26 protein-coding genes are annotated in these 26,604 nt (G+C 69.8%); 11 read left to right on the forward strand and 15 right to left on the reverse strand.

The genetic code is table 11. The annotated features are described in order from the left end of the window. Positions 1-112: 112 nt before the first annotated feature. The gene (locus ABZW17_RS41155; protein WP_354826714.1) at positions 113-952 is read right to left on the reverse strand and encodes a hypothetical protein; all 840 of its coding nucleotides are present in this window, start codon (positions 950-952) and stop codon (positions 113-115) included. 13 nt (positions 953-965) lie between these two features. After that, complete coding sequence (locus tag ABZW17_RS41160) at positions 966-1,625, reverse strand: hypothetical protein (RefSeq protein ID WP_354826717.1); 660 nt, start codon at positions 1,623-1,625, stop codon at positions 966-968. A 902-nt stretch (positions 1,626-2,527) separates the two neighbouring features. On the opposite strand from ABZW17_RS41160, the gene ABZW17_RS41165 reads away from it, so the two are divergent. From ABZW17_RS41165 to ABZW17_RS41175, 3 genes are all read left to right on the forward strand, one after another. Then, positions 2,528-2,878 (forward strand): response regulator transcription factor, encoded by a 351-nt coding sequence (locus tag ABZW17_RS41165; RefSeq protein WP_354826720.1) that lies wholly within the window; start codon positions 2,528-2,530, stop codon positions 2,876-2,878. A 48-nt stretch (positions 2,879-2,926) separates the two neighbouring features. Beyond that, positions 2,927-3,457: a YrhB domain-containing protein gene (locus ABZW17_RS41170; RefSeq protein ID WP_354826723.1), complete on the forward strand. Its 531-nt coding sequence runs from the start codon at positions 2,927-2,929 to the stop codon at positions 3,455-3,457. A gap of 234 nt (positions 3,458-3,691) precedes the next feature. After that, positions 3,692-4,168 (forward strand): hypothetical protein, encoded by a 477-nt coding sequence (locus ABZW17_RS41175; RefSeq protein WP_354826726.1) that lies wholly within the window; start codon positions 3,692-3,694, stop codon positions 4,166-4,168. A 176-nt stretch (positions 4,169-4,344) separates the two neighbouring features. On the opposite strand, the gene ABZW17_RS41180 is transcribed toward ABZW17_RS41175, so the two are convergent. After that, positions 4,345-5,091, reverse strand: coding sequence for a helix-turn-helix domain-containing protein (locus ABZW17_RS41180; protein WP_354826729.1), 747 nt, complete (start codon positions 5,089-5,091; stop codon positions 4,345-4,347). A 184-nt stretch (positions 5,092-5,275) separates the two neighbouring features. On the opposite strand from ABZW17_RS41180, the gene ABZW17_RS41185 reads away from it, so the two are divergent. Together ABZW17_RS41185 and ABZW17_RS41190 are read left to right on the forward strand one after the other, a co-directional pair. Next, positions 5,276-6,277 carry a hypothetical protein gene (locus ABZW17_RS41185; RefSeq protein WP_354826732.1) on the forward strand — a complete coding sequence of 334 codons (1,002 nt, stop codon included), beginning with the start codon at positions 5,276-5,278 and terminating at the stop codon, positions 6,275-6,277. A 143-nt stretch (positions 6,278-6,420) separates the two neighbouring features. Further along, positions 6,421-7,728, forward strand: coding sequence for an acetylhydrolase (locus tag ABZW17_RS41190; protein ID WP_354826735.1), 1,308 nt, complete (start codon positions 6,421-6,423; stop codon positions 7,726-7,728). A gap of 69 nt (positions 7,729-7,797) precedes the next feature. Here ABZW17_RS41190 and ABZW17_RS41195 read toward each other — a convergent pair whose 3' ends face one another. Both ABZW17_RS41195 and ABZW17_RS41200 read right to left on the reverse strand, forming a co-directional pair. Next, positions 7,798-8,946: a hypothetical protein gene (locus ABZW17_RS41195; protein WP_354826738.1), complete on the reverse strand. Its 1,149-nt coding sequence runs from the start codon at positions 8,944-8,946 to the stop codon at positions 7,798-7,800. Between the two features lie 170 nt (positions 8,947-9,116). Beyond that, positions 9,117-9,791 (reverse strand): hypothetical protein, encoded by a 675-nt coding sequence (locus ABZW17_RS41200; RefSeq protein WP_354826740.1) that lies wholly within the window; start codon positions 9,789-9,791, stop codon positions 9,117-9,119. Between the two features lie 102 nt (positions 9,792-9,893). Between ABZW17_RS41200 and ABZW17_RS41205 the strand changes: the two genes are divergently transcribed. Further along, positions 9,894-10,520, forward strand: a complete 627-nt coding sequence (locus tag ABZW17_RS41205; RefSeq protein ID WP_354826743.1) for a TetR/AcrR family transcriptional regulator — start codon at positions 9,894-9,896, stop codon at positions 10,518-10,520. Between the two features lie 114 nt (positions 10,521-10,634). Further along, positions 10,635-11,195 carry an EF-hand domain-containing protein gene (locus ABZW17_RS41210; protein ID WP_354826746.1) on the forward strand — a complete coding sequence of 187 codons (561 nt, stop codon included), beginning with the start codon at positions 10,635-10,637 and terminating at the stop codon, positions 11,193-11,195. Between the two features lie 21 nt (positions 11,196-11,216). On the opposite strand, the gene ABZW17_RS41215 is transcribed toward ABZW17_RS41210, so the two are convergent. From ABZW17_RS41215 to ABZW17_RS41225, 3 genes are all read right to left on the reverse strand, one after another. Continuing rightward, the gene (locus tag ABZW17_RS41215; RefSeq protein ID WP_354826749.1) at positions 11,217-12,740 is read right to left on the reverse strand and encodes a catalase; all 1,524 of its coding nucleotides are present in this window, start codon (positions 12,738-12,740) and stop codon (positions 11,217-11,219) included. A gap of 168 nt (positions 12,741-12,908) precedes the next feature. Then, the gene (locus tag ABZW17_RS41220; protein ID WP_354826752.1) at positions 12,909-13,949 is read right to left on the reverse strand and encodes a hypothetical protein; all 1,041 of its coding nucleotides are present in this window, start codon (positions 13,947-13,949) and stop codon (positions 12,909-12,911) included. Then, on the reverse strand, positions 13,949-14,449 hold the full coding sequence (locus tag ABZW17_RS41225; RefSeq protein WP_354826756.1) for a SigE family RNA polymerase sigma factor: 501 nt from the start codon (positions 14,447-14,449) through the stop codon (positions 13,949-13,951). Before ABZW17_RS41225 ends, ABZW17_RS41220 begins: the two co-directional genes overlap by 1 nt. A 168-nt stretch (positions 14,450-14,617) precedes the next feature. Here ABZW17_RS41225 and ABZW17_RS41230 point away from each other — a divergent pair, with 168 nt between their 5' ends. Continuing rightward, the gene (locus ABZW17_RS41230; protein ID WP_354826760.1) at positions 14,618-17,920 is read left to right on the forward strand and encodes a hypothetical protein; all 3,303 of its coding nucleotides are present in this window, start codon (positions 14,618-14,620) and stop codon (positions 17,918-17,920) included. A 78-nt stretch (positions 17,921-17,998) separates the two neighbouring features. Here the strand turns inward: ABZW17_RS41230 and ABZW17_RS41235 are convergent, their stop codons facing one another. Continuing rightward, a complete protein-coding gene (locus ABZW17_RS41235) occupies positions 17,999-21,250 on the reverse strand; it encodes a CHAT domain-containing protein (RefSeq protein ID WP_354826763.1) in 3,252 nt (1,083 codons plus the stop codon). A gap of 77 nt (positions 21,251-21,327) precedes the next feature. On the opposite strand from ABZW17_RS41235, the gene ABZW17_RS41240 reads away from it, so the two are divergent. From ABZW17_RS41240 to ABZW17_RS41250, 3 genes are all read left to right on the forward strand, one after another. Then, a complete protein-coding gene (locus ABZW17_RS41240) occupies positions 21,328-21,678 on the forward strand; it encodes a hypothetical protein (RefSeq protein ID WP_354826765.1) in 351 nt (116 codons plus the stop codon). After that, positions 21,675-22,568: a hypothetical protein gene (locus ABZW17_RS41245; RefSeq protein ID WP_354826767.1), complete on the forward strand. Its 894-nt coding sequence runs from the start codon at positions 21,675-21,677 to the stop codon at positions 22,566-22,568. The genes ABZW17_RS41240 and ABZW17_RS41245 overlap by 4 nt, the downstream gene beginning before the upstream one ends. A gap of 81 nt (positions 22,569-22,649) precedes the next feature. Then, positions 22,650-23,066, forward strand: a complete 417-nt coding sequence (locus ABZW17_RS41250; RefSeq protein ID WP_354826770.1) for a hypothetical protein — start codon at positions 22,650-22,652, stop codon at positions 23,064-23,066. 122 nt (positions 23,067-23,188) lie between these two features. On the opposite strand, the gene ABZW17_RS41255 is transcribed toward ABZW17_RS41250, so the two are convergent. From ABZW17_RS41255 to ABZW17_RS41280, 6 genes are all read right to left on the reverse strand, one after another. Beyond that, the gene (locus ABZW17_RS41255) at positions 23,189-23,965 is read right to left on the reverse strand and encodes an SDR family oxidoreductase (protein WP_354826773.1); all 777 of its coding nucleotides are present in this window, start codon (positions 23,963-23,965) and stop codon (positions 23,189-23,191) included. 78 nt (positions 23,966-24,043) lie between these two features. Then, positions 24,044-24,616: a TetR/AcrR family transcriptional regulator gene (locus ABZW17_RS41260; RefSeq protein WP_354826777.1), complete on the reverse strand. Its 573-nt coding sequence runs from the start codon at positions 24,614-24,616 to the stop codon at positions 24,044-24,046. A gap of 552 nt (positions 24,617-25,168) precedes the next feature. Next, complete coding sequence (locus ABZW17_RS41265; RefSeq protein ID WP_354826781.1) at positions 25,169-25,564, reverse strand: hypothetical protein; 396 nt, start codon at positions 25,562-25,564, stop codon at positions 25,169-25,171. A gap of 27 nt (positions 25,565-25,591) precedes the next feature. Beyond that, positions 25,592-26,110: a hypothetical protein gene (locus ABZW17_RS41270; protein WP_354826783.1), complete on the reverse strand. Its 519-nt coding sequence runs from the start codon at positions 26,108-26,110 to the stop codon at positions 25,592-25,594. Between the two features lie 2 nt (positions 26,111-26,112). Further along, on the reverse strand, positions 26,113-26,274 hold the full coding sequence (locus tag ABZW17_RS41275) for a hypothetical protein (RefSeq protein ID WP_354826786.1): 162 nt from the start codon (positions 26,272-26,274) through the stop codon (positions 26,113-26,115). Beyond that, a complete protein-coding gene (locus tag ABZW17_RS41280; RefSeq protein ID WP_354826788.1) occupies positions 26,271-26,504 on the reverse strand; it encodes a hypothetical protein in 234 nt (77 codons plus the stop codon). Before ABZW17_RS41280 ends, ABZW17_RS41275 begins: the two co-directional genes overlap by 4 nt. Positions 26,505-26,604: the final 100 nt, after the last annotated feature.

Here is a 26,604-nt window from a genome sequence, read left to right on the forward strand (position 1 = left end):
CCCCAACCCGTCGGGTTGCAATGTTTCGGGACCCCCCAACCCCACTGTGGCGGGGGGGGGCACCGGGCGTGGGGCCCCGCGTTTCCGGCCCCCCCACGGCCGGGCCTGCCGATCACTCGGCGATCGGCAGGTTTTCGATGTACTTCTTCGCCGCCTCCTCCGTCTTGGCTTCGACCGTCGCCTTGACCTTCGCGTAGTGGCTCATGTCGAGGGTCTGGTCGGAAGTCGCGTAGAACACCGACGTCTGGCTGGACTTCAGGGTGGCGAACAGGATGTTCACCGTCTCGGACTCGGCCGCGATCGCGAAGAACACCGGTTTGAACGTCGGCCAGCCGTGGTTGTCCTCGCCGACGACGCCGAGGTCGAAGTTGACCTCCTTGTCCGCCGCCTTGTCCTTGCCGAGCAGGCGGATCTGCTCGTTCGACGAGTAGGCCGTCTTCAGCACCGTCAGCGCCGTCTCCAGCAGCTCCAGCTGCGGGCCGACCAGCAGGCCCGTCAGCAGGTCGATGAGCACCCGGCTGATCTCGAGGCTGGAGTTCGACGACGTGTACTGCCGCCACTTGCTGTAGTTCTGCACCCAGCCGCAGTAGCCGAGGATTTCGATGTACTTCTGGTAGTACTTGTCGGTTTCGCGGTTGACGTCGAACGCGGTGCGCGCGCCCATCTGCGCCAGCAGTTTCGTGCGCATGACGGCCGTGTAGTTGGCGTCGCCCATCGCGTCGGGTACCAAGACCGTGTCCTGGGCTGCCGAGTTGCCGTTCACCGGGGTCACCTTCGAGGTACCGAATGTGTCACCGGTCGGCAGGTACAGGCCGCCCCGGCCGGGCTGGGATTCGACGTCGGAGGTGGCGAGCGGGAGGTTCTCCAGGTAGTCCACTGCGCGGTCGCGCTGGCCGGGGAGGGACGAGACGGCGTCGCTCAGGGGCGCGAAGGAAGCTTCCTTGGTGATCATCGGTTTCCTCGTTTCACTTGATCGGTGTGCGGTAGAGGTATTTCTCGACCCGGTCGCCGAGCGCTTTCGCGATCCGCTGCTGGATCGCGTTGTATCCCGCCTCCGTGGTATCGATCGTGTATTTCGACAGCCGCAGGAATGCGTCGTCCACTTCGGCCCAGGGGCGCGACGCAAGCGGATTGTCGACGCTCAGGTCGGATTTGAAGCGGTAGGCGACGGCACCCAGCACGACGGACAGCGCACCCGGCCGCGGCGTCACGTCCGCCACCGCGCACAGCACGGCGACGTCGGCGCTCGCCACGGCCCCGAACCGCAGCGCACCGCGCAGCGGGTAGTGCTCCGAGCGCACGGCGACCAGCGCCCGCTCGGTGTCCGCGGTGCCGTCCGGCAGGATCACGGCCAGGTCGAACGGGCTATCCGACCGGGTCACGCGCTTCCAGGTGCCCGCGTCGACGACCCACTCCGCGCCGGTCTGGATCGTGTCGTCGAACGTGCTGAACCACTCATCGCTCTGCAGGCCGATGTTGTACTTCGCGCCGGCGGCCAGCACCGCCAGCAGCAGCACGTTGTCGATCTGACCGCGGTTTTCCGCCGGCACGGCGACGGTGTGCCGGACCGCCGCCACGGACGCCACCACGGTCAACGTTTCGCCATCGATTCCGGTGTTCGTCACGATTCACCAGCTCCTGACAATGGTCTTCGGAACGTGACTGCTGGTGCGCACCAAGCGAACCGATGGTACCGAGGCGGCTACCTCGGACCGGCGCGATGACCTGAAGGTGTGGGAACGTGCGGAAACGGCGAAGAAAACCCGCTGGAGTGAACCCGGGAAACATCCAGGAAAATTCTTCAGGAATGACGGATCGTGTGGGCCTGCCGTATCGAGCGAACGCACTAGGCCGGGACGGTGAACGACCTCGCCGTCCATGATCACACACGGAAAGCCCGGCGGCGATCCGGAACCGTTCGGCGGCGCCGCCTGCCCCGTCGGAGGGCGGCGCATCGAAGACGTACGTGGTGATTGCCGCCTCGCACGATTGCCTCGACAGGTGGGCCGCACGAGCTCGAGGATGGGCGGGCCGTCCCTGGGAACGCCGCCTTTCGGGTGATCGAAGGGGCCGCGGGGCGGGAAACGCCGTTGGTCGAGCCGGAAGGCGGCGACGGCCACGGCCACGGTCGGCCCGCCCGCTTGACGGTTCGCGCATGCACTTGTGTGTGCGCGAAGGCTGAGCGAAATCGGGCGACAGACCTTCCGTCGGTTACTTCCGGGAGGTCGGTCGTGCGCATCTTTCCCACCTTGCGAAGGCTGGTCCTCCTGTCAGGGATCGTCGTGTTGTTGTGGTCGCTGGCGGTGCCGGTCGCGGTAACGACGGCTTCGGCGCGAACAGCGGGACGTCACACTGGGAGATGTTCGCGGTGGACTCGACCCCCGCGTCCGGCGCCATCGCCTGGTGGGCCGCCAACTCCGGCGGTTCGGGAGCCTCGGGACCACCTTCGATCTCGACGAGTGCGTGTACGGCGCGTTGCGCGGCGACCGGAGACGCGCTGATCTCCCCGTCCATCACCCTGCGGCTGTTGCGCCACGTCACCGCCACCGTGCCCCGCAGGGCCGGTGCTACGAAGTCGCTGTCCGAGCGGGAGATCGAAGTGGTCCGCGCTCTCGCACAGGGCCGTACCAACCAGGAAATCGCTGCGGAGCTGTTCATCTCCCTCAGCACCGTCAAGAGCCACCTGACCGGCATCCAGCACAAGCTCGGCCTGCGCAACCGCGTCGAAATAGTCACCTGGGCCTGGGAAAACCAGGTCGTGGCGACCCCGTGGCCGAACTCGGAGGCCGAGTCCTCTCCTCGGCAAGAGCGAGCACCAGACGCGATTCTGGGTGGATGCGCGCACGCCCGGCGTCCGCCAGTTGAGCCTCGGGGTTGATCGTGGCCGGGGCCGCGTCGCCCACAGTCTGTCTCATAGCCTGCTGCCATGGTGTCGAAAGCGTGGGCCGTCCAGATCGTGGAGCGGCATCTGGCCGGGTGGCCGGCACGGGGTCAGCCGAGGATGGTGATCATGGACGTCCGTCCACACCGGCTTGGCTGGCTGATCAGCAGCCAAAGTGAGCGCTATGTACGCACCCGCGAGTTCATTGACATGGTGGTGGGCCACGGGCCCTTCCTGGTCGACGGGGTGGACGGCAGCCTGCACACGGTGCATGCGACCGCTGACCTGGAGGGCGGTGAGTGGATCGAGGACTATCTCGAGCAGGTTCGCGGGCTCGAACGCGATGACTCCCTACGGTCTCGGATCACTGAGCTGCTCGGTTCCGGTCAGCGCCTCGACGCACTCCGGCTTGTGCGTGCGTCCGCACCCGACCTCGGAGCACAAGGCGCCAAGGCGTACATCGAGGCTGCCGCAGCCGGCGCGCAGGTCCCCGAGCACGTGCGCGCTCGCTTACCGCAACCGGCAGTCAGGCGCCGGGTGTGGTGGCGTCTGTCGGACCCGAACCCGGAGCCATGACTGCCTCGCGTGTGGGTCCAACAGGCGGGGGCGGGTGCTCATCGGCAGACCGGCCACGCTCAGCGATGCGACCGGCTGCGTCACTGAGCGGGTCAGCGGCATGAGCGGATGCCAGGCATCGACTCCTCCGGAGCGATAGTCCGTCTGGCTGAGCTCGTTCGTCCACAGTTGTCCGCGCGGCGCACACTGGGATATGCCCAGAGAGTCCGCTGAAGGTGAAGTCAAGGGAGCCAGGTGGCCGACGAAGGAAACGATCGCATCACCCGAACGCTGGAACTGGATCTGGAGTACCTTCATCGCACGATCGACAAGTTTGATAATCAGCCCTTCACAATTAGAAGCTGGTCGATTACCACCAGTGGGGCTTTGCTTGCGCTTGCAGTAACATCCAAGAACGGTTTGGTGCCGGCGGTCGGCTTCTTTGCCGTGCTTTTCTTTGCGTATCTGGAAATTGTATACATGGACATGCAGGCGCGAGTAATGCGCCGATGTATGGAGATAGGGGCGTTATTTCAATCGTCCATGCTGCATTCTCTGGCGACGCTGGACGAGGGATACACATTCGGCATCAAGGCGGCATTTGGGCCAGAACCTTTTCGGTGGTCGAGAGTGCGGCATATTCTTTCGTCTCGCCCTGAATTATACATGTTCTACATAGGGCTAGCGGCGATCATGTCCATCTCGACCTTGTTGATATGGCTGCTGAAGTAGCCGTTTATGCTGCATTGTGTCGATTCTCCCGGCGACTCCGCTGTGGAGGTACGCACGGAAGTCGTGCGGCTCGTCCAGGGCCGCGTGCCCGAACCGATGTCCGCTCGTCGGCATGAGCGCGCGTCAGGCGCTCGCCTCGCGGCATGACCGGATGTTCGGGTGCGGGTTGGCGGGGTTCATCGCGTGGGCGTTGTGTGGGTTGTCCGGTTGCGCTCGGGGCCGGCGGCTGGGGTGGCGCGTGCGTGCTTTTCGGCCGCGCGGAGGATGTCGTTGCCGAGTCGTTCGAGGAATTGGCCGGCGGTGGCGAGGCGGGTTCCGACAGTGGTGTCGGTGCCGAAGAGGCCGGCGCCGCGCAGCACGGTGCCGGCGAGTCGCTGGTTGGCGCGGACACCGGCCACCGCGGAGCGGACGCCCGCGTTCTCGTCGAGGAAGTACCGGTGGCGCCGGCTGTGCCCGTCGCGGCCGCGGCGGATCAGTCCGTGCTGGTGCAGCAGGGCGACCGCGTGCGAGATGGTCGCCGCGCTGACCCGCAGGTGCCTTGCCAGCTCGACGGCCGTGTGGCTGCCCGTCTCGGAGGTGAACAGCAAGGCCAGCACTCCGGCGGCGGTGCGCGGCATGCCGGTCTCGACGAGAGCCACGGTGAGGTCGGTGACGAACGCCGCTGTCGTGCCGGGACCGGGGCCGGCGGGCTCGCTGATTTCCGCCTTCGCGGGCGGGCGAGGCCGGCGCCGGGCGCGGTGGGTGGTCGCGAGCTGCGCCAGCTCCGCTCGGTAGCGGCCCGGCCCGCCGTTGCGGTTGACCTCGCGGCTCACCGTCGAGGTGGGACGGCCGAGGCGGCGGGCGATGACCGCGAAATCCAGGTCCCGCGCCAGGCCTTCGGCGATTCGTTGCCGGTCGGCGCCGGTCAGCCTGCGTCCTGGCATCCGGCCGGCTCCTCGGTTCGGTGGTGGGCCGCCAGTATGTGAGCCGGTCGCCGGTCTTTGCAATCCGGGTGCATTAGCTCGCAGTGTCATTGCAATGATCGTTGCGATGCTGAGCTGCAGAAACACCAGCGCCACCCGGCCTTCTCGTTGACCGGGGTTTCGCCTCGTTCCTAACGTTCCGGCCATGAGAGCTCGAGGCATCACGTACGACACCGGCTTCACGCCCGGCGGGCGGTGTTCGCGGCCCGTCTTCGACACCGACGCGGTGCGCCGGGAGATCCAGGTCATCGCCGAGGAACTGCACTGCGACGCGGTGCGGATCACCGGCGGCGACCTCGAGCGGCTGACCGTCGCGGCCCGGCACGCCGCCGATGCCGGGCTGGAGGTCTGGTTCTCCCCGTTCCCCTGCGAACTGCCTGCCGCAGAGCTGGTGCCGTACTTCGCCCGATGCGCGGACCGTGCCGAGGAAGCAGGGGCGGAGGTGTTCGTCACCGGCTGCGAACTGAGCCTGTTCATCCCCGGTTTCTTCCCCGGGCACGACAGCCTGGTCCGGATCGGCACCCTGGTGGGCGGCGCCCCCGAGGCGTTGGCCAAGGTCGCCGAGGTACCCGCGAAGCTGGACCCGCTGCTGGCGGACATCGCGGCCGCGGTGCGCACCCGCTTCCGCGGCAGAATCACCTACGCCTCCGGCACCTGGGAACAGATCGACTGGACACCGTTCGACATCGTCAGCGCCGACGCCTACGGCGATCCCGGGGACGCCCTTCGCCAGGGCCTGCGGGAGTACTCCCGGCACGGAAAGCCGCTCGCGGCGACCGAGTTCGGCTGCTGCACCTACCGGGGCGCCGCCGAGCGCGGCGGCGTGGGCTGGCTGGGCGTCGTCGACCACGACGCCGATCCGCCCCACGTCACGGCCGATTACGTCCGCGACGAGGAGGAACAGGCCCGCTACTTGCGCGAAATGCTCGCGGTCTTCGACGAGGAAGGGGTGGACACGGCGTTCTGGTTCACCTTCGCCGGCTACGAATACCCGCACAGCGCCGACCCGCGCTTCGACCTCGACCTGGCTTCCTACGGGGTCTGCAAGCTGATGCCCGACGGCAGCCTCACCCCCAAGCGGTCCTTCCACGCCATGGCCGGCGCGTACCGATCAAGCCCCGCACAGCGACCCGGCCGACAGCCATGACCGGGACACAAGCATGTTCGGTATCAAGTACCGGAGGCCGGCTCCGCAGCCGGCGGAGTCGTCGGCACGGCGTGGATGGCCGGGCAACGCCGGACGGGGGACCGCACCAGCGGCGTGCCACTCGTGCCGCCGTCGCGTCGAGCATGGCCTTCCCGGCGACCGCACCGCCCATCACCATCGACGGCCGCCGCTACCTCGACGGCGGCCTGTGGGAACTCGCCGCGGCCGCCGTCGTGGCGATCAACCCGGACCCGGCGGCGATGGCCGCTTTCGGGCCCGGCCTTTGCGACCGGGCGGCCTGCACACGCCGGCGGTGCCCGGCCCCTGACGAAAGCCGGGGGTGGTGCAGGCCGGACGGGCGATGTGCGGCCGACGGCTCGGTCACGACACTGTCCACCATGATCATGTCTCGCCTTTTGACCGTCGTGGCGGTGTTGTTGCTGGGACTGTCCGCACCGGCATCGGCCGCCGAGCCCACCGCGTTGCTCAGCCCTGATGGCAAGTACCCCATCGGGTTGCGCACCCTCCACCTGACCGACACCGGCCGGGCCGACCCCTGGGTCCCGTCCGAACGCCGGGAACTCATGGTTTCCCTGTGGTATCCCGCGTTTCCGGCCGGTGAACGGGCCGATTACCTGACCGCCGCCGAGTCCGCGGCGACGGTCAAGGGCCGTGGCCTGGACCTCCCGGCGGACACCCTGCAACGGATCGGCGTGCACGCGCGGAAGGACGCTCCCGCGCTGCCGTCCGCGGGCCGCGGCCGGCCGCTGGTGCTGCTGTCACCCGGCGCGGGCAACAGCCGCACGACGCTCACGACGCTGGCCGAGAACCTGGCCGCCAACGGGTTCGTCGTCGCGGCGGTCGACCACGCGTACGAGGCGTACAACGTCGAGTTCCCGGGCGGCCGGCTGCTGCCGTGCCTCGCGTGCCAGGCCCCCGGCGAGCCGTGGCCCGCGGCGGTGGAGAACCGTGCGGAGGACATGTCTTTCGTGGTGGACACGGTGCTCGGGCAACGCTCGCCGCGGATCGACCCGGCTCGCATCGGCATGGCCGGGCACTCCGCGGGCGGCGCGGCGACCGCGTTCACGATGGCCGCGGACCGGCGGGTCAAGGCGGGTGTTTCCCTGGACGGACCGCTCTACCGGCCGGTCGCCCTGGACCGGCCGTTCGCGCTGCTCACCAGCCCGGTCGGGGAACAGCAGTTCGGCGCGGGCTGGGACGCGGGCTGGCCGGCCCTGACCGGCTGGAAGGAACGCAGGCACCTGCCGCAGACCGGGCACTCGTCGTCGACCGACAACGGTTACCTGACGGTTGCGTTGCACCAGAAGGACAAGGTGCCGCCCGCCACCTGGGAACGGCAGTACGGCAGCGGGGACCCGACCGCGTCGCTCGAGTTCTTCCGTGACTACCTGGTCGGGTTCTTCCAGGCACGGCTCAACCCCGCCGGATGACCTCCGCCGACCCCGTGGCTTTCACCCGAAGATCGGGGGCCGGCGTGCGGCCGGCCCCCGAGGTGCGGATCACCGTGTGTCACACGCCGGGTAGCCGGTGGGGCAGGCCGTGAACCGGATCGGGTGGGCGTCGATCATCGCGGCGATCGTCGGCCAGTTGTTGGTCGGCCGTCCGATCAGGTAGGTCCATTCGAGGTGGCCCGCGTGCAGGTAGTCCTCGCCGTTGTTGTAGATGTCGAGCGGGGTGAAGGGAGCGCCGGCGCCCTGGAACTGGGTGCCGAGCAGTTCGGGCTCGTCGACGTTCTGGATGACGGCGATGCTGCCGGTGAGGTTGGCGCACCCGGTGCCGGGGTAGCCCGTCACGCACTGCTGGCCCCAGGTCAGCTCCTTGGGCGGTGAGGTCTTGTCCGCGGCGGTCTTGCCGAGCAGGTCCGGCCCGCCTTCGGCGACCCGGTGCGCGTTCTCGAACTGCACCAGCGCGCTGGTGTTGGCCTGGTTGCCGAGGAAGTTGTTCTGGATGGTGACGTTGGTGTTCGGGAACGCGGCGGTGGCGGCGGTCAGCATTCGTTCGAGCTGGCTCAGTTGCGTGTTGTCGTTGTAGCCGCCGCCGTCGGCGACCTGGGACGCGGTTTCGGTGAGCTCGATGCCTTCGACGTCGGGATTGCTGTTGTAGCGGGCCCCGAGGGCCTGCAGCAGCGCGATCAGGCGGTCGTTGACGGCGGGCCGCCACACGGCCGCGGTGATGGAGAAGCCGCTGCCGCCGTACCACCAGCCGCTGGTGCCGGTTTTGGGTGCGGAGCCGTAGGTGGCGGTGTCGGTGGTCAGGTAGCCGGGGAGCACGGTGCCGAGGAACCCGCCGGGGTCCTGGTGGGAGGTCCGCTGGAACCCGCTCGAGGAGACTTCGATGACCAGTTTCTTGCGGGGCACGGGGTTGCCCTGGTTGAGCTGCGCCAGTTCGGCGTCGATGGTCGAGAAGTTGTAGACGCCCTTCCCGGTTTCCAGGGCCGCCCAGTAGTAGTTGCCCTTCCAGCCGCGAACATTCGGCGAGGTGTTGACGACGTGGAGTTCACTGCTCGCCATGCTCGCCGGTGTACCGGCGGAGTGCCACCAGTCACTGGTCAGGTAGTGCCCCGGATGCCACTTGATGGCCGGCCCGGCGGCGGCCGACGGCCCGGCGGCCAGCAGACCGAGTGAAACGAGGATGCGTCCTGCTCTCATGAGCTCTCCCAACAGATCGGCTCGCGGGGTGCTGGTGATCGGCAGAATCGGCGTTCCACACGCCGTCGGGAGATAGGAGCGGGGGTTACACGCGGCCGGTCGGCTCGGCGGCGGCCAGGACCCGGTCTCGCGTCAGACCTTCTTGCTGCGGCCGGGGAGCACGCTCATCGTCAGCCGGGCGGGCCGGACGAGGTCGCGGTCGGGGTGGATCCACCGGTGTCCCACCGCCCAGGCGAGGGCGCCGACGGCGAACCCGTAGACCGAGACGAGGCCGTGGCCGTTCTCCTGAACGAACCACAGCGCCAAGCCGAGCGGACGACCGCGGTCGCGGTCAGCCGTTCCTTCACGATGTGGGTGCGGATCAGGAGCGGGGCGGCGAGGGTGGCGCCGAGGAAGTAGGTTGCGCCGGAGCTGCCCGCGAAGTTGCGGGGGTCGACCGGGCCGGCGGCGAGCCCGAGCAGCGTGTCGATGTGCTGCGGCAGCAGGATGCCCGTGAGGAACAGCGCGAGGGTCAGCGGGCGACCCCAGAACCATTCGGCGAGGGCCGCGACGAGCGCGAGGGTCGCGATGTTCCAGGCGGCGCCGCTCACGCCACCGTTCTGCATGAACACCGAGGTGATCACCCGCCACCACCCGGACTTGGCGGGGTCGCTGTCGAGTGCGTCCATCGCCCCGGTCCAGCACAGCTGGAGCACCACGCCGGCCACCGCCAGCGCGGTCAGCGTGATCGCGAGCCAGGGCAGCCGCCGCCGGGGGAGGGTGTCCCGGCCGACCAGGGCCAGGCCGGCCGCGGCGATCAGGATGAGCAGCAGTGCCGTGGTCAGGTTGAAGATGATCGCGTCCATCGAAAGCCCCAGTTTTGAACAGTGTTCGAATCTGTCGAGACTGGAGCCTAGCCGGAGCGTGACCAGATTCAAACAGTGTTTGAATCACGGTAGGCTTTCATGATGAAGCTCACTCCGGCCCGGATCGTGGAGGCGAGCATGGTGGTGTTCCACGAGGTCGGCGCCGCGGGCTTGTCGATGCGCCGGGTGGCCGACCGGCTCGGCGTGCACGCGGGAAGCCTCTACTACCACGTCCGTGACAAGAACGCCCTGCTGTGCCTCATGGCCGATCGGGTCGCCCAGCAGGCCTATGACGACGGCACCACGGCGCTGGACTCGCTGCCCCCCGAGGCGGGCTGGCAGGAGCAGGTCGTCGCGCAAGCCGAGGCGCTGCGGCACACCCTGCTGCGTCACCCCGGCGGTGCGGCGCTGCTGGCCGGGAGCCCCCGCACCCTCAGCCCGGCCGCGCTGGGCCTGATGGAGCGGCTGCTGCGCACGTTGAGCCACGCCGGGGTGCCCGCCACGCACCGAAGCGTTGCGGCGGACGCGGTGCTGAGCCACGTCACCGGTTTCGTGCTGCAGGAGCAAAGTGAGCCGGGGGTCCCGGACCCGCGCGAGGAAGACGTGGCCGCGCTGGCCGCGCGGTTCCCGTTGACCTTCGCCGAAGCGGGGGCCGGTGATCAGGACGAGAAGTTCCGCCGCGCCGTCCGGTTCCTGTGTGCGGCTGTCCAGGCGGCCATGGCGGAGTGATTTCCGCCATCACCCGCTCGTGGCAGCTCCGGACCCGTTCGGCGCTTGTCCGGCGACTCGCGACGGCGGCACCCTGGATGCCGTCCGCCGCCACCGACCACGCCGGGAGTGCTCGTGCCGGTCAACGACCTGCTGAAAGCCAAGATCGAGCACGGGTTTTCGCACCTGGACGTCGATGGAGACGGGCTGCTCACCGCCCAGGACCACGTCCTGATGGGCCGGCGTGCCGCCGAAGCCCTCGGTCACGCCCCCGGCTCGCCGCAGGAGCAGGCCATCATCGACGCTTACCTGCGCATCTGGCGCGAGCTGCACCTGCCCCTCATCCCCGGCGGGGGCGACGCCATCTCCCGCGAGCAGTTCGTCGCCTCGACCGGTTCGCTGGCCGACGATCCCGACGTCGCGCAGGCCGGGCTCGGCGCGCTCGCCGAGGCGTTCCTCGCCATCGCCGACACCGACGCCGACGGCCGTGTGAGCCCCGCCGAGTTCCTGGTGTTCCAGCGCGGGCACTTTCCCGGGCTGACCGAGGCCGAGGTCGGCGAGGCGTTCGCGCACCTGGACGCCGACGGCGACGGCCACCTCACCGCCGAGGAGTTCACCCGCGCCTGCGTGGAGTTCTGGTCGAGCACCGATCCCGACGCCCCCGGCAACTGGTGGATGGGCCGCTCCTTCACCTGACGTCCCTCGTGGCGACGGGGGTCAGGCTTTGTCCTGCATGCTCGACCGGGCCGGGTTGCCCTGGTCGGCGGCTTTCGGGTCCTTCTCGTCCCGCTTCGCCCGGACGCCGGACTCGACCCGGTCGCCGAGGTCCTTGTCCACGTTGCGCCAGTAGCCGAACGCCCGCGCCAGTACCGGCTCGGACACGCCGTTGAGCAGGTGCCCGACGACGTTGTCGGCCAGCCGGTCGCGCTGGTCGTCGTCCAGCCCTTCGCGGACCATCGTGCCGGCCTGGCCCCAGTCGTCGTCGTCCTCGCGCAGCGTGTACGCCGTCCGGACCATGTCGCCGTCGGTGTGCCAGCCCGCGGGGGTCCCGTACCGGGCCGTGTCGGCGTGCGGGCCGCCCTTCGAATTCGGTGCGTACACCGGGTCGGAGACCTTGGTGTAGCGCATCGCGCCGTCCTTGCTGTAGCTGTGCACGGGTGCGACGGGGGCGTTGACCGGCAGCTGCTTGTAGTTCGCGCCGATCCGGTAGCGGTGGGCGTCCGGGTAGGAGAACAGCCGGCCGAGCAGCATCTTGTCTGGGCTCGCACCGATCCCGGGCACCAGGTTGCTGGGTTCGAACGCGGCCTGTTCGATCTCGGCGTGGTGGTCGGTCGGGTTGCGGTCGAGCGTCATCCGGCCGACGTCGATCAGCGGGTAGTCGCCGTGCGGCCACACCTTCGTCAGGTCGAACGGGTTGAAGCGGTACGTCTTGGCATCCTCGAACGGCATGACCTGCACCTTCAACGTCCAGCTCGGGTGGTCGCCGCGCTCGATCGACTCGTACAGGTCGCGCGTGTGGTAGTCGGTGTCGGCCGAAGCCATCTGGTCGGCTTCGTCCTGGGTGAAGCACTCGACGCCCTGGTCGGTCTTGAAGTGGTACTTCACCCAGAAGCGTTCACCAGCGTCGTTGACCCACATGTAGGTGTGCGAACTGTAGCCGTTCATGTGCCGCCACGTGCGCGGGATCCCGCGGTCGCCCATCAGCCACGTCACCTGGTGCGCCGACTCCGGCGACAGCGTCCAGAAGTCCCACTGCATGTCGTGGTCGCGCAGGTTGTTGTCGGCCCGGCGTTTCTGCGACCGGATGAAGTGCTGGAACTTCAGCGGGTCCCGGACGAAGAAGACCGGGGTGTTGTTGCCGACCATGTCGTAGTTGCCTTCGCTGGTGTAGAACTTCACCGCGAAGCCGCGCGGATCGCGCCAGGTGTCGGGGCTGCCGCGCTCCCCGGCGACGGTGGAGAACCGCACCAGCAGGTCGGTCTTCGTGCCCGGCTGGAACACCGCCGCCTTGGTGTACGGGCTGACGTCGCCGGTCGTTTCGAACCGCCCGAACGCGCCGCTGCCCTTGGCGTGTGGTTGACGTTCGGGGACGCGTTCGCGGTTGAACTGCGCCATCTGTTCGATGAGGTAGCTGTCGTGCAACAGGATCGGGCCGTCGGGACCGACGGTGAGGGAGTGCTCGTCGCTCTCGACGGGGATGCCCGCGTCGTCGGTGGTCGGTTCGGGGCGACTCTGCGTCACTGTGCTCCTCTTTCGCGACAGTCATAGGCGCCCGGTTGGTGAGCTGCCCGTTCGATCGCGTACCCGGACCCTTCCGGGCCGAAACCCACTCGACGTTGTGCGCGTGCCGGGAACCAGGCGCAGACCATGGGTCCTCCTCGGCCGCGTCCGAGGAGGACCCACGGGACCTCAGCGGGGCAGGACGAGGTGGTCGGCGACGGCGTACAGCTCGGCCTGCGCGCCGGTGCCCGCGACGGCGATCGGCGTGTCGTGGACGGCCTTGAGGATCCAGAGCGTGTGGTAACCGTTCTCGTCCAGGTAGCGGGTCGCGTGTCCCTGGACCGGTTGCCCCGCGGTGCCGCGCACCTGGCCGGCCTCGGCACTGTGCACCTGGACCGCCGGGCGGGTGCTGCACGTGCCCACCGAGTAGCTCGTGCGCGGACCGCTCAGGCCCTTCTCGACGTCGAACGCGCACATCCGCAGGCCGTCGGGCAGCTTGCCGAGGCCGAACGCCGGGGTGACGGTGGTGGTGCCCGGGAAGGCGACGTTCTCCGCGACGCGGCGGCCCGCGTCGACCAGCTGCTGGGCCGACGCCGTGCTGCCGTGCTGCGCGGCCACGTTGACGTACAGCGAGCCGCCCTCGGGGTGGGTCAGGTACACCTCGTAACCGCCGGGGCCGCCGGAGTTCGAGCTCTCCACACCGGCCCGGCCGCCGATGGTGACGGGCCGGCCCGGACCGGACTTGAAGCTAGCCTGCTCGACCGGCATCATCCGCATTTCCTGCACGTCGACGAGCAGGGTCTGACGCCCGGACGTGACGGTCAGCAGGTACTCCCCGCCGTACACCGGCTTGTCGGGGTCGGAGGCGCTGCCCCCGACGTTGATCCGGCGCGCGAGGTAGTCGGCCTTGCCCGGCGGCAGCCAGCCGAGCGAGTAGGGCATGGTCAGCTCCGAGATGGCCGTCTTGGGCGCTTCCGCGACGGCGGCCGGACCGCCGGCCGGACCGGCGCCCGTCGCCACCTGGTTGTCGGGCGCGGGCCGGTTCAGCGCAACGACGGCGACCGCCGCCAAGGCGAGCAGGACCACCCCGGCGCCGGCCGCAAGCGGAGGGCTCACCACGGCGCGCCTGCGGTCGAGGCGCTGCCGGGTGGCCGCCAGCACGTGGTCGCTGTCGGGGGCGTCGTGCTCGTGGGCGGTGAAGGTGTCCTTGATCAGGTTTTCGATGTCCATCAGCTCTCCTTCGCCCGGGCCATCTGGTCGATGTTCAGGCCGTGTCGCAGGGTCGTCAGGGCTTTGCGGGCGTGGGCCCGCACCGTGGCCTGGGCGCAGCCGAGCAGGTCGGCGATGTCGGCGTCGGCGAGCTGCTCGTAGTACCGGAGCACCACGACCGCGCGCTGACGCCGGGGCAGCCGCGCCAGGCGCTGCCACATGTCCTCGCGTGTCGCGTGGTCCGACGCGAAGTCGTCCGGCCGCGCCTCGTCCGGCGGGTCGCCCACCGCGATCAGCCGCGCCGACCGGCTGCGCCGCCACGACAGGTAGTCGTTGGTCACCATCCGCAGGACATAGCGGTCGGGGTGCTCGGCGTCGCTGACCCGCGTCCACCGTCGGTACGCCTTGACCAGCACGTCCTGCACCAGGTCGGCGGCCTGCTCCCGCTCCCCGGTCAGCATCGTCGCGTAGCGCAGCAACCGCGGCAGGTGCGCCCGGACGAAGTCTTCGTAGTCGGCCATCACTATGAAGACTGCCGCCGCGCGCGATCCGTGTACCGCCGCGCAGAACTTCCTTGCGAAGCCACGCACGAAGAAGGGCCGCGAGGACGGACGGTCGTCGGGTCCTCCGTTCGGGGTATACCGGGGTGATGCTCTCGGATGTGCGGTGTGGTGGCGGATACTGACCCGATGCCTGACGATGCGGACACGCCGCCGGATGGAGTGGCGAACTCCGTGGGCGGTGAGGTCGGTGGATCGGTGGTGCAGGCGGGCAGTGTCACCGGTGGAGTGCACATCGGTGACATCAACCTGCGGACCGGTGTGCCCGTGCGTACCCGGTACCGCGAGCAGGTCAAGCAGATTGCGCCCAGGGAGCTGGTCGGCCGCGAGGCCGAGCGGGCCGAGCTCGCCGCATTCGCCGTCGACCCGGCCTGCGCGGGCAGCTACGCCTTGTGGCGAGCTCCGGCCTGGGCGGGCAAGTCCGCCCTGCTGTCGTGGTTCGCCCTCCACCCTCCGGCCGGGGTGCGAGTGGTGTCCTTCTTCGTCACCGCACGGATGGCAAGCCAGAACGACCGCGGGGCGTTCGTGGAGAACGTGCTCGAGCAGCTCGTCACGCTGCTGGACGATCCCCTGCCGGCGTTGCTCACCGTGCACACCCGCGAGGCGCACATGCTCGGGCTGCTCACCGACGCCGCGCACGCCTGCGAAGACCGCGGGGAACCGCTGGTTCTGGTCGTCGACGGGCTCGACGAGGACCGCGGGGTCACCACCGGTCCGGACGCCCACAGCATCGCCGCCCTGCTGCCCGCCGAGCTGCCGCCCGGACTGCGGGTGATCGTCTCCAGCAGGCCGCAACCGCCGATCCCACCGGACGTGCCTGATCACCACCCGCTGCGTGACGCCGGTATCGCCCGCACGCTGACCATCTCCGAGAAGGCGACGGCCATCCGCGCGGAGATGGAACGCGAGCTCAAGGAACTGATCACCGGCACGGAGATGCAGCAGGACCTGCTGGGGCTGCTCGCTGCGGCAGGTGGTGGGCTGGGCCCCCGGGAACTGGCCGAGCTGACGGGCCGGTCGCAGTGGGAGGTCGACGACCACCTGCGCACCGTCACCGGCCGCAGCTTCGCCCTCCGGGATGCGCACTGGCACCCGGACTCCGTGAGCTACGTCCTGGGCCACGAGGAACTGCAGACAGCCGCGATCGCCATGCTCGGCGACACCCGGATCGCGGGCTACCGCGACCGGTTGCACCGGATGTACGCGCGGTACCGCGCGACGGGGTGGTCGCCGTCCTCGCCGGAATATCTGTTCAGTGGCTACTTCAACATGCTCAAGGCGGCCGGCGACCTCCCGAGGATGGTCGTTTGCGGCACTGATCCGGCTCGCCACGACCGGATGCTGGACGTCTCCGGCGGCGACGTGACAGCCATCGCCGAGATCATCAGCACCCAGGAAGCCATCGCGGACGGAGGGCTTGCGGGAACCGCCGCGGTGTCGGCCATGGTCAGGCTGGCCGTGCACCGCGACCACCTCCGCAAGCGCAACTCCTCCATCCCGTGGGAGCTGCCCGCGGTCTGGGCGGCGCTCAGCCACGTCAACCGTGCGGAGGCCCTCGCGCAGTCCATCACCAGCCCGTACTGGCGGCGCAGAGCGCAGGTGGCACTGGTCGGAGCGCTCGTCGACACCCGGGAACTCGGCCGGGCCGAGTCGGTGGCACATTCCATCACCAACGTGGTCGAGAAGCACGAGTCCCTCGTGATCGTGATCGAAGCACTGGCCAAGGCCGGGGCGCACGACAGGGCGCGCGCCCTGACCAGCATGATCACCAATCCGGTGGCGCGAAGCCAGGCGCTGGCCGCGGTGGCGGGGGCGCTCGCGGTCGCCGGGGACACCGACCACGCCGAGGCCTGCGCCAGGTCGATCACCAACCGGTCCTGGCTGGTTCGCGCACTCACCTCGGTTGCCGTGGCCACCGCGGACAACGGCGATGGCCGGCGGGCGTGCGTGCTCGCCATGGAGGGCGCTTCCCTCGCCAGGAGGTTGTCCAGCTACGAGGACGAACGCGCAGCCCTGGACGCCTTGGCCAAGGCGCTGACCGTTGCCGGTCACGAGGATCAAGTGCGCAGGCTGACACGGCGGACCCACAACGCACCGCAGGGCCGTTCGCCGGCCGCACAGCCGGATGAGGAGAACCCGGGGTACGACGGGGTACCTCTCGAAGAGGTCGGCAACTGCGAAGAGCTGGTTCTTCTCGCGAAGAAAGCCATTGCCGACGGCAGGCCGGAAACCGCACGTGCCGCGGCTGCCGAGGCCGAGGCACTCGCCAGGAGGATGAGCGATCCGGTCGGGGACGGCCTCGCGCTGCTCACGCTGATCAAAGCCGCGGCCGCCACGGACAACTTCGACCGGCTGCTCGCGCTCACCGAGCGGATCACCCGTCACTACAAGCGATGCCAGGCGCTGGTCGTGCTGATGAACCTGGTGATGGAGCAGGACCCGGCCAGGGCGCGCGCACTCGGAACCACCGCCGAGAAGCATGCCCTGTCGATCCAGGCCGGTTTCGAGCGAAGGCAGGCTCTGCTCTCCCTGGTGAAAGCCGCGGTGTCGATCGGCGACTTCGGCTGGGCGGAAGCACTGACGCAGACACTTCCCGCGTCCGTCGAACACATCGAGGCGCTCCACATCCTGACCAAGGCACGGGCTGCCAACGGGAGCGCGGATCGGGCGCTGCAACTGGCCCACGTCCGGGATCCCGACGAACGATGCCGGATGCTCATCGGCATCGCGTGGGCGATGCTGAGCGCCGGTGACCACGACCGCGCCGGCGAACTGGTCACCCGGGCCGCCATTCTCGTCCGCACGATCGCTGTTCTCTCCAAACGGTTCCAGACCTTGGCCAGGCTCGTCGAGCTGACGAGCGCCGTGGGCCGTCCGGAATGGGCTGAGCTCCTGCGGAAGGAGGCCCAGGCGCTGGCCGGGCAAATCGAAGACCGCATCCTGGTCTCGTCCGGGTTGATCGGAACAGTCGCCACACTCGGCGATTTCGCGCGTGCCGAGAGGCTCGCCCTGACCATCCGCGATCCGGTCAGGCGACGGGCGGAGCTGATCGCGTTGAGAACGGTTGTGGTCGATCACCCCGATCGCGTGGCCGCGTTGACGATCGCCATCGACGAACTCCTCCTGCAATCCCGCGAAATCAGGGGAGTGCCCTCGTTGCTGGATGCGCTGATCGCCAAGGGCGACCTCGACCAAGCCGCCCGATTCATCCGCTCGATGTCCGACCCCGACAAGCAATGCGCCGCGTGGGCGGCGTTGGCCGCCCATCTCGGACCCGCGCACCGGGTGGGCCCGATCGTGGCGATTCTCGCCTGTCAGCCGTGGGAAAAAGCGCTGGGGGCGCTGGCCGAACACCAGCCGGCGGCGCTGGCTGCGCTCATCGACGAACTGCTGGCCATTTCGGATCCCACAACGAAACCATCGGAGATTTGACGATTTGCTGCGTCATTTCTTGACCTTCGCGTAGTCGTTGCAGGCGAAGCCGAGCCGGCTGGTGATGAACTGCGCAGTTCAGGGTCCGTTGTGGATCAGCGACGCCCACAGGTCCGGGCGGTCGGGGTACTCGGCGCGCAGGTCGAGCGTGGCGCGCCGGACCGCGAGAGCGGCGTCGCCGGCTGATGGCGTCCCGTCCAGGTGCCGGTAGATCCTGCGCGCGGCGGTGGCCGCGCTGTCGTCGGCGATCGGCCACAAGGTGGCGATGACGTGGCGGAAGCCGGCCAGCTGGAAGGCCGACGCGAGGTGCAGTGACTCGTCGGCCTGGGTGATGCCCGGGTTCGCGGTCGAGCAGGCGGACAGGTACGCGAGTTCGGCGTCCGCCAGCCGCAGCCGGCTGATCGCGGCCAGCGACAGGACGCCGTCGTGGAGCCGGATTCCGCTGCGGGAGGGCACGAGCAGGTCGGCGTCCGCGTGGCACGCGAAATGTGCCCACGTCGATTCGCGCAGCGCGGCGAGGACGGCGTCGGTCGTGGCGTGCTCGCCGGCCAGTGGTGGCAGGCCGGGATGGGCAACGTGGAGCTGTTCGGCTTCGCCGGCGGTGGCCGGCAGCGGCGGCGAGCCCGGGGCATCGGGGACGGCGACGACCAGCTGCCTGCGTCCGGCCGTCGAGGGGCGGGACCGTGCGTGGGTCAACGTGCGCAGGGTCGCCGTGTAGGAGGAGACCACAGCGTCCAGGGCGCCCGGTTCGCCCGGATGCCCGGCGGCGTGCCACGGGAACAGGCTGAGCAGATCGGTGGGCATCCACCACACGCGGGACGTGGCCGGCAGGGCGGCCAGGATCGGGGCGACCGCGACGTCCCACAGCCAGCCGGCGATCTCCGGGATGACCCGCCGCCGGCGCAGGGCGGCGGCGAACCCGCTTTGCTGGTTGACGTCGATGAGTTCCTGGATCCGCCGGTGCAGCTCGGCGCCGCCGAGCTCGGGCAGGCGGACGAGGTGCGGCTCGCCGCCGGCGGTGACGATGATCGCCGCACCCTGCCGGAGGTCCGTGTTGACCAGGACCACCGCGCCGTCGGCCGCCGCCGCTCGCAGCTCCGGGAACGCCGGCGCGGCAACGGGTTCGGCGTCGACGTCGAGTTCGGCGGCCAGCAGGATGCCCCGGCTGAGTTCGGCCACTTCGACGGCGCCTTCGGGATCGTCGATCGCGCAGTGCGCGGCGATGCTTTCCCGCACCAGCCCCGTGTACCGGCCGATCCGGTACTCGCGGTCCCGCCAGTTCGCGCCCGGCGGCGGGATCGACGGCAACAGCGCGGCGGCCGAGTCCAGCAGTGTCGTGGCACGGACGTGGTCGCCGAGCACCGTCGCCAGCCGGCCGGCCACGTGGTACGAGCGCACCTGCTGCGTCGCCGTCGCCGTGGCGGCCGAGCCGGCGATCACGTCGATGAGCGAACCGAGGCGCTCTTCGTCCAGCGGACGACCCGTGGTGGTGGCGAACTGGTGGTGCGCCTGGCCGAGATTCGCGGCCACCAGAGCCAGGTCGGGATGGCCGGGTGACAGGCAGGCGAGCGCCTGTTCCTGGAAGTCGATACCGCGTCGCATGTCGGCTGCCTCGCCGGAATACCGGGCCCGGCGCTGGTAGCCGATGTTGAGCTCGGACAGGTAGCGGTACCGGTCCGGGCGGTCGGCGGGCAGCGTGTCCAGTGCCAGGTGGGCGAGTTCGATGGCCCGGTCCAGGTCGGCGAGGTCGCGGTGGTGTTCGAAGCGCTCCCGATGAGCGGCACTCACCATCCGGATGGTGACGCCTCGGGTCGGATCTTCGGCCGGGATGGCGGCCAGCGCCTGCTCGCCCAGTTCGATGGCGTGCGTCCGATCGGCGGCCGCCTCGGTGTGTTTCGCCCGGCTCCGGTAGGCGACGCAGAGGTTGGACAGCGACGTCACGCGCACCGGATGGCCGTCGGGCAGCAGCGCGAGCGCCTCCTCGTCCACGTCGATGGCCTGCTGGAGATCCGACAGGAGGCCGGTGTGCCCGTAGAGCCGTTGCAGCGCGGGGCCGAGATTGCCCAGCGCGCTCGCCCGGTCCAGCGAACCGGCCTGGTACGTCGCCACCGCCAGCCGGCCGTAACCGATCGCGCGCCGCAGGTGGACCAGGTCTTCCGTGGCCTCGTACAGGTGGCGGCAGGCCAGGTTGAGCATGGACGCCGGCGTGGCCCGGCGCACGTCGTCCTCGGGCAGCATCGCCAGTGCCCGCTCGCCCGACTCGATGGCCCGGTGCAGGTCGGCGACATCGCCGAACCGCTGGTACCGCTCGCGGTACAGCACGCACAGGTCGGTCGGCGGCCGGTGCAGGTCCGGGTCCGCGGTGCGCGCCCGTTCCTCGGACTCGATCGCCCGCCGCAGATCGGCGACGTCGCCGAGGCGCTCGTACCGGCGGAAGCAGGCCGCGCCGGCTTTGGCCAGATAGCCGGCGTGGTCGGGGTGGCCGGCCGGGGTGCAGGCCAGCGCCTGCTCGGCGCAGTCGATCGCGGCGGCCAGGTCGGCGAGGTCGCCGGTTCTGCTCGACCGGTCGAGGTAGCCGTCGGCGAGGTTGGACAAGCACGCCGCGCGCCTCGGATCGTCGGCGGCGTGCGCGGCCAGCGCTGTCGCGGTGAGTTCGATCGAGCGGGTCAGGTCGGGCATCGCCCCGGTTCGCGTGTACCGGGCCCGATGGGCCACCCCGAGGTTCGACAGGATGCCGGCGAACTCCGGGTGGTCCGCCCCGAGGACGCGCATCGCGCGTTCCCCCGTTTCGATGGTCCGCTCCAGGTCCTCGGCGCGGTGGGTGCGCTGGTAACGCCACTGGTGGCCCACGATGAGCAGCGCCATCCGGGCGCCGGCGCGGGGGTCGTCGTCGGCGGTCGCGGCGACCGCGGCCGCCGTCAGCGTGATTCCGGCGCCGAGCAGGTACGGGTCGGGGGTGCGGAAGGCGGCACGCAGCAGGTCGGTCCCGACCCGGTCCTGGGCGGTCGCGTTCGCCGTCGGGCCGAGGAGTGCGCGCAGCGGATCGGGCAGCACGGCCGGATCGCCGGCCAGCGGCGCGAGAAAAGTCAGTGCCTTGGCCAGTTCCGCGTGCTTGGCCTCCTCGGCCACCGCGGTGGCGCGGAAGAAGTGCAGCCAGCCGAGCACCGCGCACGCCGTCGTCTGACGGTCGTCGGTGTCGGACGACGCGATCGACGTCACCTCGTCCGCGTCGGCGGTGGTCGCTTCCGCGAACAACGCCTCCGGCCGGCCCGATCGCCGGAAGCCGGCCAGCCGCCCGGACAACCGAGCCAGCGCCTCGTCAGCTGCCACCGGCCGATACCATACCCAACCGGGGTCGTCGGCCGCCATACGATCCAGGCAGCGGAAATCGAGCTGGGGGAAACCGGATGGATGACGCCGAACGGCAGGTGCTGGCGCAGTTCTGCCTCGATCTGCCGGATCTGCGCGCCGAGGTCGCGCGGCTCGACGAGACGAAGCACGGTCAGCTGGCCCGGATCGAACGGGCGGCGGCCGAGGGCCGGCCGATTTCCGGTCTGCTCAAGCGGTACTTCGACATCGACCCGGCCACCGGGCACCGTTCGCTGCACCGGGGACTGCCCGGCGCCGGCGCCGGGCGGGCGCACGAGGAACTCTTCGGCTGTCCGCACGGCCACTGTGCGCGCGAGGAACGGCCGGTCCCCGCCGGGCCGGTGCCGCGGTGCCAAGTGACCGATTCGGTGATGAAGCGTATTCGATGAGCGGATTCTTCCAGGAACTGGCGAAAACCCTCGCGCAGCGGTGGGTCGGCCTGCTGCTCGTACCCGGCGCGCTGTTCGTCGCCGGCGCGGTTGTCGGCGTCCGGTCGGGGCACGAGCACGCGCTGGACCTCTCGATGGCGACGCACGCGCTCACCGCGGCGACGACGTCGGTCGCCGGCCGGCCGGGCACCGTGCAGGCGGTGGTGCTCGTCGCGGCACTGCTCGCGTCGGCCGGCGTCGGTCTGGTGGTCCAGGCCATGACGGGCGTCACCCGGGCTCTGTGGCTGGGCCGGTGGCCGGGAGCGTTCCTGACGGCCCGGCGGGTCCGACGGTGGGAACGGCACCTGCGCCGCCGCCACGAATTGGAGGCCGCACAGCCGTCGGCGACGCGAAGTGCTTCCGCACAGGGCGAGATCGATCGCGCCGCGGCGCGGATGAACGCGGTCGCGTTGGCGCGACCGGGCCGGCCGACCTGGATGGGCGACCGGATCCACGCCGTGGAAAGGATCGCGGCCGACCGGTACGGCCTGGATCTCCCGTTCGCGTGGTCCCGCTTCTGGCTCACCATGCCGGAGACCGCGCGGGCCGAGATCACCGCCGCGAACAGGGCGTTCGCGGCGGCGGTCACCGTCGCCAGCTGGGCCTGGCCGGCGCTCGCGCTCGGCGCGCTGTGGTGGCCGGCCGTCGTGGCGGCGGTGGTGGCCGGCACAACGGGCTGGGTCCGCGGCCGGGCCGCGATCACCGACCTCACCGCACTGGTCGAGTCCACGCTCGATCTGTACGGCTGCACGTTGGCAGCCGCGGTCGGCGTCGCGACGCAACGGCCGGCCGGGCCGTTGGAGGTCGGCGAAGGCGAACAGGTGACCGCGATCGTGCGCAAGGGCCGCTGACGGGCGAGGTTTACTTCTCCGGTGGCCGGAACTTCGCTCAGCGTCTTGACACCGTGCACTGCCGAACGTGCAGAGCGGGTCGTGATCGCGGAAATGGCCGCCGAGGGTATGGGTCGCAACGCAGCCGCGCCGGGGTACTGGCACTCCGCTGACGGACTTCCCTACGGCTATTCCCTCGACGAGCCCGCCCAGGAGACCGATCCTGCCGAACTCGACGTTGTCGAGCGCGCTGCTGGTAGGACGATGCGTTGCGACATCGGACTGCACGTCTTCGTCAGCGACCCCGCTGGACGTTCCGTGCTGGGCCGGCTGGCGCAGCGGGTCGCGGAGCGAACCGAGGGCTGGGTGTTCGTCGAATTCCGCACGCCACCTGCCGAAGACCTGATCGAAGATCTGGCGAGAACCGGCCGATGCATCCGCGTCGAGGACTACGTCTACCTGGACGCCCCGGCGATGGCGACGTGGTACGCCCATCCGGCGTTCCACCTCGTCAAGTAGGCGTCCGTACCCCGGCGGCGCGACCGCAGCGCACACGCACGGTTCGGCGGAGTGCTGAGCACCCAAGGGGGGCGAGGGCCTGTACGGGCTCCGAACCGAGAAACCCGTACAGGCCTCGGTGGTTACTGGTTTCGGCCTGCCGTGACGCCGCCGTCGACGTCCCAGATCGCGCCGGTGACCCAGCCGGCCTGGTCGGAAAGGAGGAAGGTGGCCACGGCGGAGACATCCTCGGTGGTGCCGATCCGGCCGATCGGGTGGAAGGCGTTGAATCCCTCCAGGACGGTGTCAACCTCGGCCGGTGGGATGAAGCCCTCGTAGATGGGGGTGGCGACGACGGCCGGGGAGATGGCGTTGACCCGGATCTTGTGGGCGGCCAGTTCCAGGGCGAGGTGCTGGGTCAGGGCGTGCAGGCCGGCCTTGGCCATCGAGTACGCCGACGACGGGGTCGCGGCGATGGCCTGCTTCGCCCACATGCTGCCGATGGTGACGATCGCGCCACCGCGGCCGCCGTTCACCATGTCCTGCGCCACGGTCTGGGTGATCAGGAAGGTGGCCTTGTTCAGGTCCAGGTAGGCGTCGTAGTCGGCCGGGGTGTGGTCGAGGAACGGCAGCGGCTTGAACACGCCTGCGGCGTTGACCAGCAACGTCGTGTCGGCGTGCCGGCCGGCCAGTTCCTCGCGCACCCGCGTCACCTCAGCGGGATCGCGCAGGTCGGCGGTGATGCCCCATGCCTGTCCGCGGGTGGCCAGGTCGGCCACGGTCTTCTCGACCCGCTCGAGGTTGGAACCGATGACGACCGCGCTGCCACCGCGGCTGACGACGTCCTCGGCGATCTGACGGCCCATGCCGCTGCTCCCGCCGACGACGACGAGCTTGCGACCGGTGAAGTCCTGTCCCATGGTGGTTCTCCTCATCTGACTACCTACTAGTTGGAAGGTTGCTTGGTCATGTGAAACGCAGCCACGCGTGGCTGCGTTTCAGAGCAGGGCGTCGACCAAGGTCGAGGCCACCGACCGGACCACGTCTCGATCCTGTCTGGCGGAGCCGTCCGGCTGCCCGTGAGCGCGGGCCAGGAGCAGTGCGCCCTCCAGGGACGCCAGGTAAGCCTCGGCCGCCGCACCGGTCCGGTTGGCGGGCATGCCCGCCTCGGCCAGCACGCCTGCCACCCAGTGCCGCTGATCGGCGAAGAACGCGTCCGTCGCCTGCCGTACCTGGACGGGCAGGCTCTCGGCATCCACCGCGAAGACGCCACAGAGGCAGATGCGGCCGCCTTGGGCAAAGGTCTCGGCGTACAGCCCGGCATAACCCACCAGCCGCTGCCGCGCGCCCGCCGCGTCGTCGTCGACTTCCTTTCGCGCTGCGGCGAACCGTTCCCGATAGCGCGCGATCAGCGCCTCGGCCAGCGCGGCTTTGGTGGGGAAGTGGTGGTGGATGCTCGGCTTCGTGATGGACAGCTCGGCACTGATGTCGGCGTAGGAGAAGCCGTTGTACCCCCGAACCTGCACCAGCGTCTGAGCGCTGTCCAGGATCCGATCCGCTGTCGTGGTCACGCGGTATTTCTACCTTCTAGTTGGTAGGTAGTCAAGGGGGCCCACGATGAACATCCGAGTCATGGCTGGCCGCGACGAGGGGGCCAGTCGCAGGACCTGGCGCGCGCGTTGAGATGGGTGCGGACAGGCACGGTGGTGATTCGTCAGCCGACGGCGCTGGGGCTGGCGAGGTGGCGCTGGACGTGCTTGCTGTCGGCGAGGCGCTGGAGTTGTTGGTCCAGGGTTATGCGGCCACAGCCGAGTCGAGTCCGTGCCGGCGACCGCGCTCGCCGGTCGCTGGTACATACAACGTCCGATACCGACTTCACCCAGACCAGCCGGCTGCTCAACGAACGGGGCCCGCTGCCTCGATGGGCAGGACGACCTCGGCCCCGCAATCGTCTGCGAGGCGGTGGGTGGTTTGGGGGCGGGTGATCCTGGAGCCGTCATAGTGCGGTTGGTGCGCGCAACCGGCGGACGATAGCGCCCAACGTCCGCTCGTCGGCATGACCGGATATGGGCGCCCGGCTGACGGCGTGAGGTTCGCAGGGCTGGTGAATTGCGCGATGGGCGTTATCCGGATGGCGGTGGGGGCGGGGAGGGTGCCAGGTGCTGGGTGAGGGCGTCGCCGGTTTTGTGGCTGAGCGGACTGGTGGGTCCGAGGCCGAGGTGTTCGGCCAGGTTGTGGGTGTGGAGGCGGGTGGTGGCTTCCAGGAGGAGGGCGTAGGTGTCGGTGGCGGCGCGAGTGCGTACCCAGCCGGTGAGCGCGAGCGCGATGGTGATGAGGATGGCGGGCCACCACCAGGTGGCGAGGGGAAGGTAGAGCACGGCCCAGGCAGTCAGAGTTGTAGCGCGGGTGAGGTTCCGGCGGGCCGTGGTGACCTGGGTGCGAGCTTCTTCGGGAAGGATCAGCCACAGATGCGGCCAGAGCGTGACCAGGTCGAGGTGGTGGTCACGCGCTAGGTGCACGGCTACCGCGTTGAGCCGGTCCCCGCACTACGTGGGGCGCTCAGGTGCCTCGGGTGCAATGCGGGTCATGGCACGTTCGGCGGCGTGCCGTCTGGTTGCGTCCGGGCGTCGACCGTCGAGGGCCAGAGCTCGGGCGTCCTGCTCGCGATGGTGGTGCCAGGTGCGAGCGACGGTGGTCCAACGTCCGTGGCGCCGGGTGGTTCGTTGGGCAGCGAGCTGGCGGAACGGGGGTGGCCAAGTGGCCCAGTCGGTGGCCAGGTAGAGCCGTTCGGCCAATGAGCCGAGGGCTTGGGCGACCAGTCCCGCCGCGGCAGCGCCGGCTAGTAACGCGGCCAACACCACCACTTGACCGCCGATCGTGCTCGTTGCGGGGCGGTTGGCCCAGGTGGTGATCTGGTGGGTGAGGCGGACCAGGTCGAACGGGTGTATCTGGCCGAGAGTGTGCGCGGCCGCAGCGACGGCCAGGTAAAGAGCGCCGGGCAAGACCAGCAGGGACAGCCACCGCTCGGCAAGTTTGTTGCCCAGCTGGGACAGCAGGCCGCCCACCGCTAGAGCCGTTCCTGGTGCAGTGCGGTGTTGCTGATCACGCAGTGCGGTACCGCGGTGTCGGCGCTGGGCAACCAGCAGCGCGCGCATCGGCCGGTCGGGATCAGCCGCCGGGCCAGGTCCTTGCCGACCGCGGCGGCGGGCCGGGCCCGCGCCACGGTCACCGACGGCCGGACCATTCCGGTGGGCTGATGGGGACTGAGTTCGGAGTCCAGCAAGCTTCCAGCACCAGCCGGCTCCGTTCGGCGCGGGAGGAGACGGTCACGCTGATCCACCCGCCGTCCGGGCCGATGAGCGCGGCGTCCTCACCGACACGGCGGGACGTGACGGCGCGCCACGGCTCGCCGAGAACCTCCGCGACCGCACGCAGATACGACATCAAGTCGTCCGACATCTCCTGGGTTCCTTACCATTCGCAAGGTGTGCCGGTCCGGTGCCGTGGTCACGGCGGGACGGCGCCTGAGATGGCCACGTCGTGGAGTCGGTGACAGCGC

This window comes from Amycolatopsis sp. NPDC004625 (assembly GCF_040609695.1).
GTDB lineage: Bacteria > Actinomycetota > Actinomycetes > Mycobacteriales > Pseudonocardiaceae > Amycolatopsis.

What these genes read in the sequence shown, in the direction of transcription:
- ABZW17_RS41180 (WP_354826729.1), bottom strand. Translation starts at nt 5,091, where the DNA reads ATGCCAGGACGCAGGCTGACCGGCGCCGACCGGCAACGAATCGCCGAA.
- ABZW17_RS41230 (WP_354826760.1), top strand. Translation starts at nt 14,618, where the DNA reads ATGCCTGACGATGCGGACACGCCGCCGGATGGAGTGGCGAACTCCGTG.
- ABZW17_RS41185 (WP_354826732.1), top strand. Translation starts at nt 5,276, where the DNA reads ATGAGAGCTCGAGGCATCACGTACGACACCGGCTTCACGCCCGGCGGG.
- ABZW17_RS41280 (WP_354826788.1), bottom strand. Translation starts at nt 26,504, where the DNA reads ATGTCGGACGACTTGATGTCGTATCTGCGTGCGGTCGCGGAGGTTCTC.
- ABZW17_RS41255 (WP_354826773.1), bottom strand. Translation starts at nt 23,965, where the DNA reads ATGGGACAGGACTTCACCGGTCGCAAGCTCGTCGTCGTCGGCGGGAGC.
- ABZW17_RS41190 (WP_354826735.1), top strand. Translation starts at nt 6,421, where the DNA reads ATGGCCTTCCCGGCGACCGCACCGCCCATCACCATCGACGGCCGCCGC.
- ABZW17_RS41205 (WP_354826743.1), top strand. Translation starts at nt 9,894, where the DNA reads ATGAAGCTCACTCCGGCCCGGATCGTGGAGGCGAGCATGGTGGTGTTC.
- ABZW17_RS41200 (WP_354826740.1), bottom strand. Translation starts at nt 9,791, where the DNA reads ATGGACGCGATCATCTTCAACCTGACCACGGCACTGCTGCTCATCCTG.
- ABZW17_RS41225 (WP_354826756.1), bottom strand. Translation starts at nt 14,449, where the DNA reads ATGGCCGACTACGAAGACTTCGTCCGGGCGCACCTGCCGCGGTTGCTG.
- ABZW17_RS41220 (WP_354826752.1), bottom strand. Translation starts at nt 13,949, where the DNA reads ATGGACATCGAAAACCTGATCAAGGACACCTTCACCGCCCACGAGCAC.
- ABZW17_RS41240 (WP_354826765.1), top strand. Translation starts at nt 21,328, where the DNA reads ATGGATGACGCCGAACGGCAGGTGCTGGCGCAGTTCTGCCTCGATCTG.
- ABZW17_RS41155 (WP_354826714.1), bottom strand. Translation starts at nt 952, where the DNA reads ATGATCACCAAGGAAGCTTCCTTCGCGCCCCTGAGCGACGCCGTCTCG.
- ABZW17_RS41245 (WP_354826767.1), top strand. Translation starts at nt 21,675, where the DNA reads ATGAGCGGATTCTTCCAGGAACTGGCGAAAACCCTCGCGCAGCGGTGG.
- ABZW17_RS41195 (WP_354826738.1), bottom strand. Translation starts at nt 8,946, where the DNA reads ATGAGAGCAGGACGCATCCTCGTTTCACTCGGTCTGCTGGCCGCCGGG.
- ABZW17_RS41170 (WP_354826723.1), top strand. Translation starts at nt 2,927, where the DNA reads ATGGTGTCGAAAGCGTGGGCCGTCCAGATCGTGGAGCGGCATCTGGCC.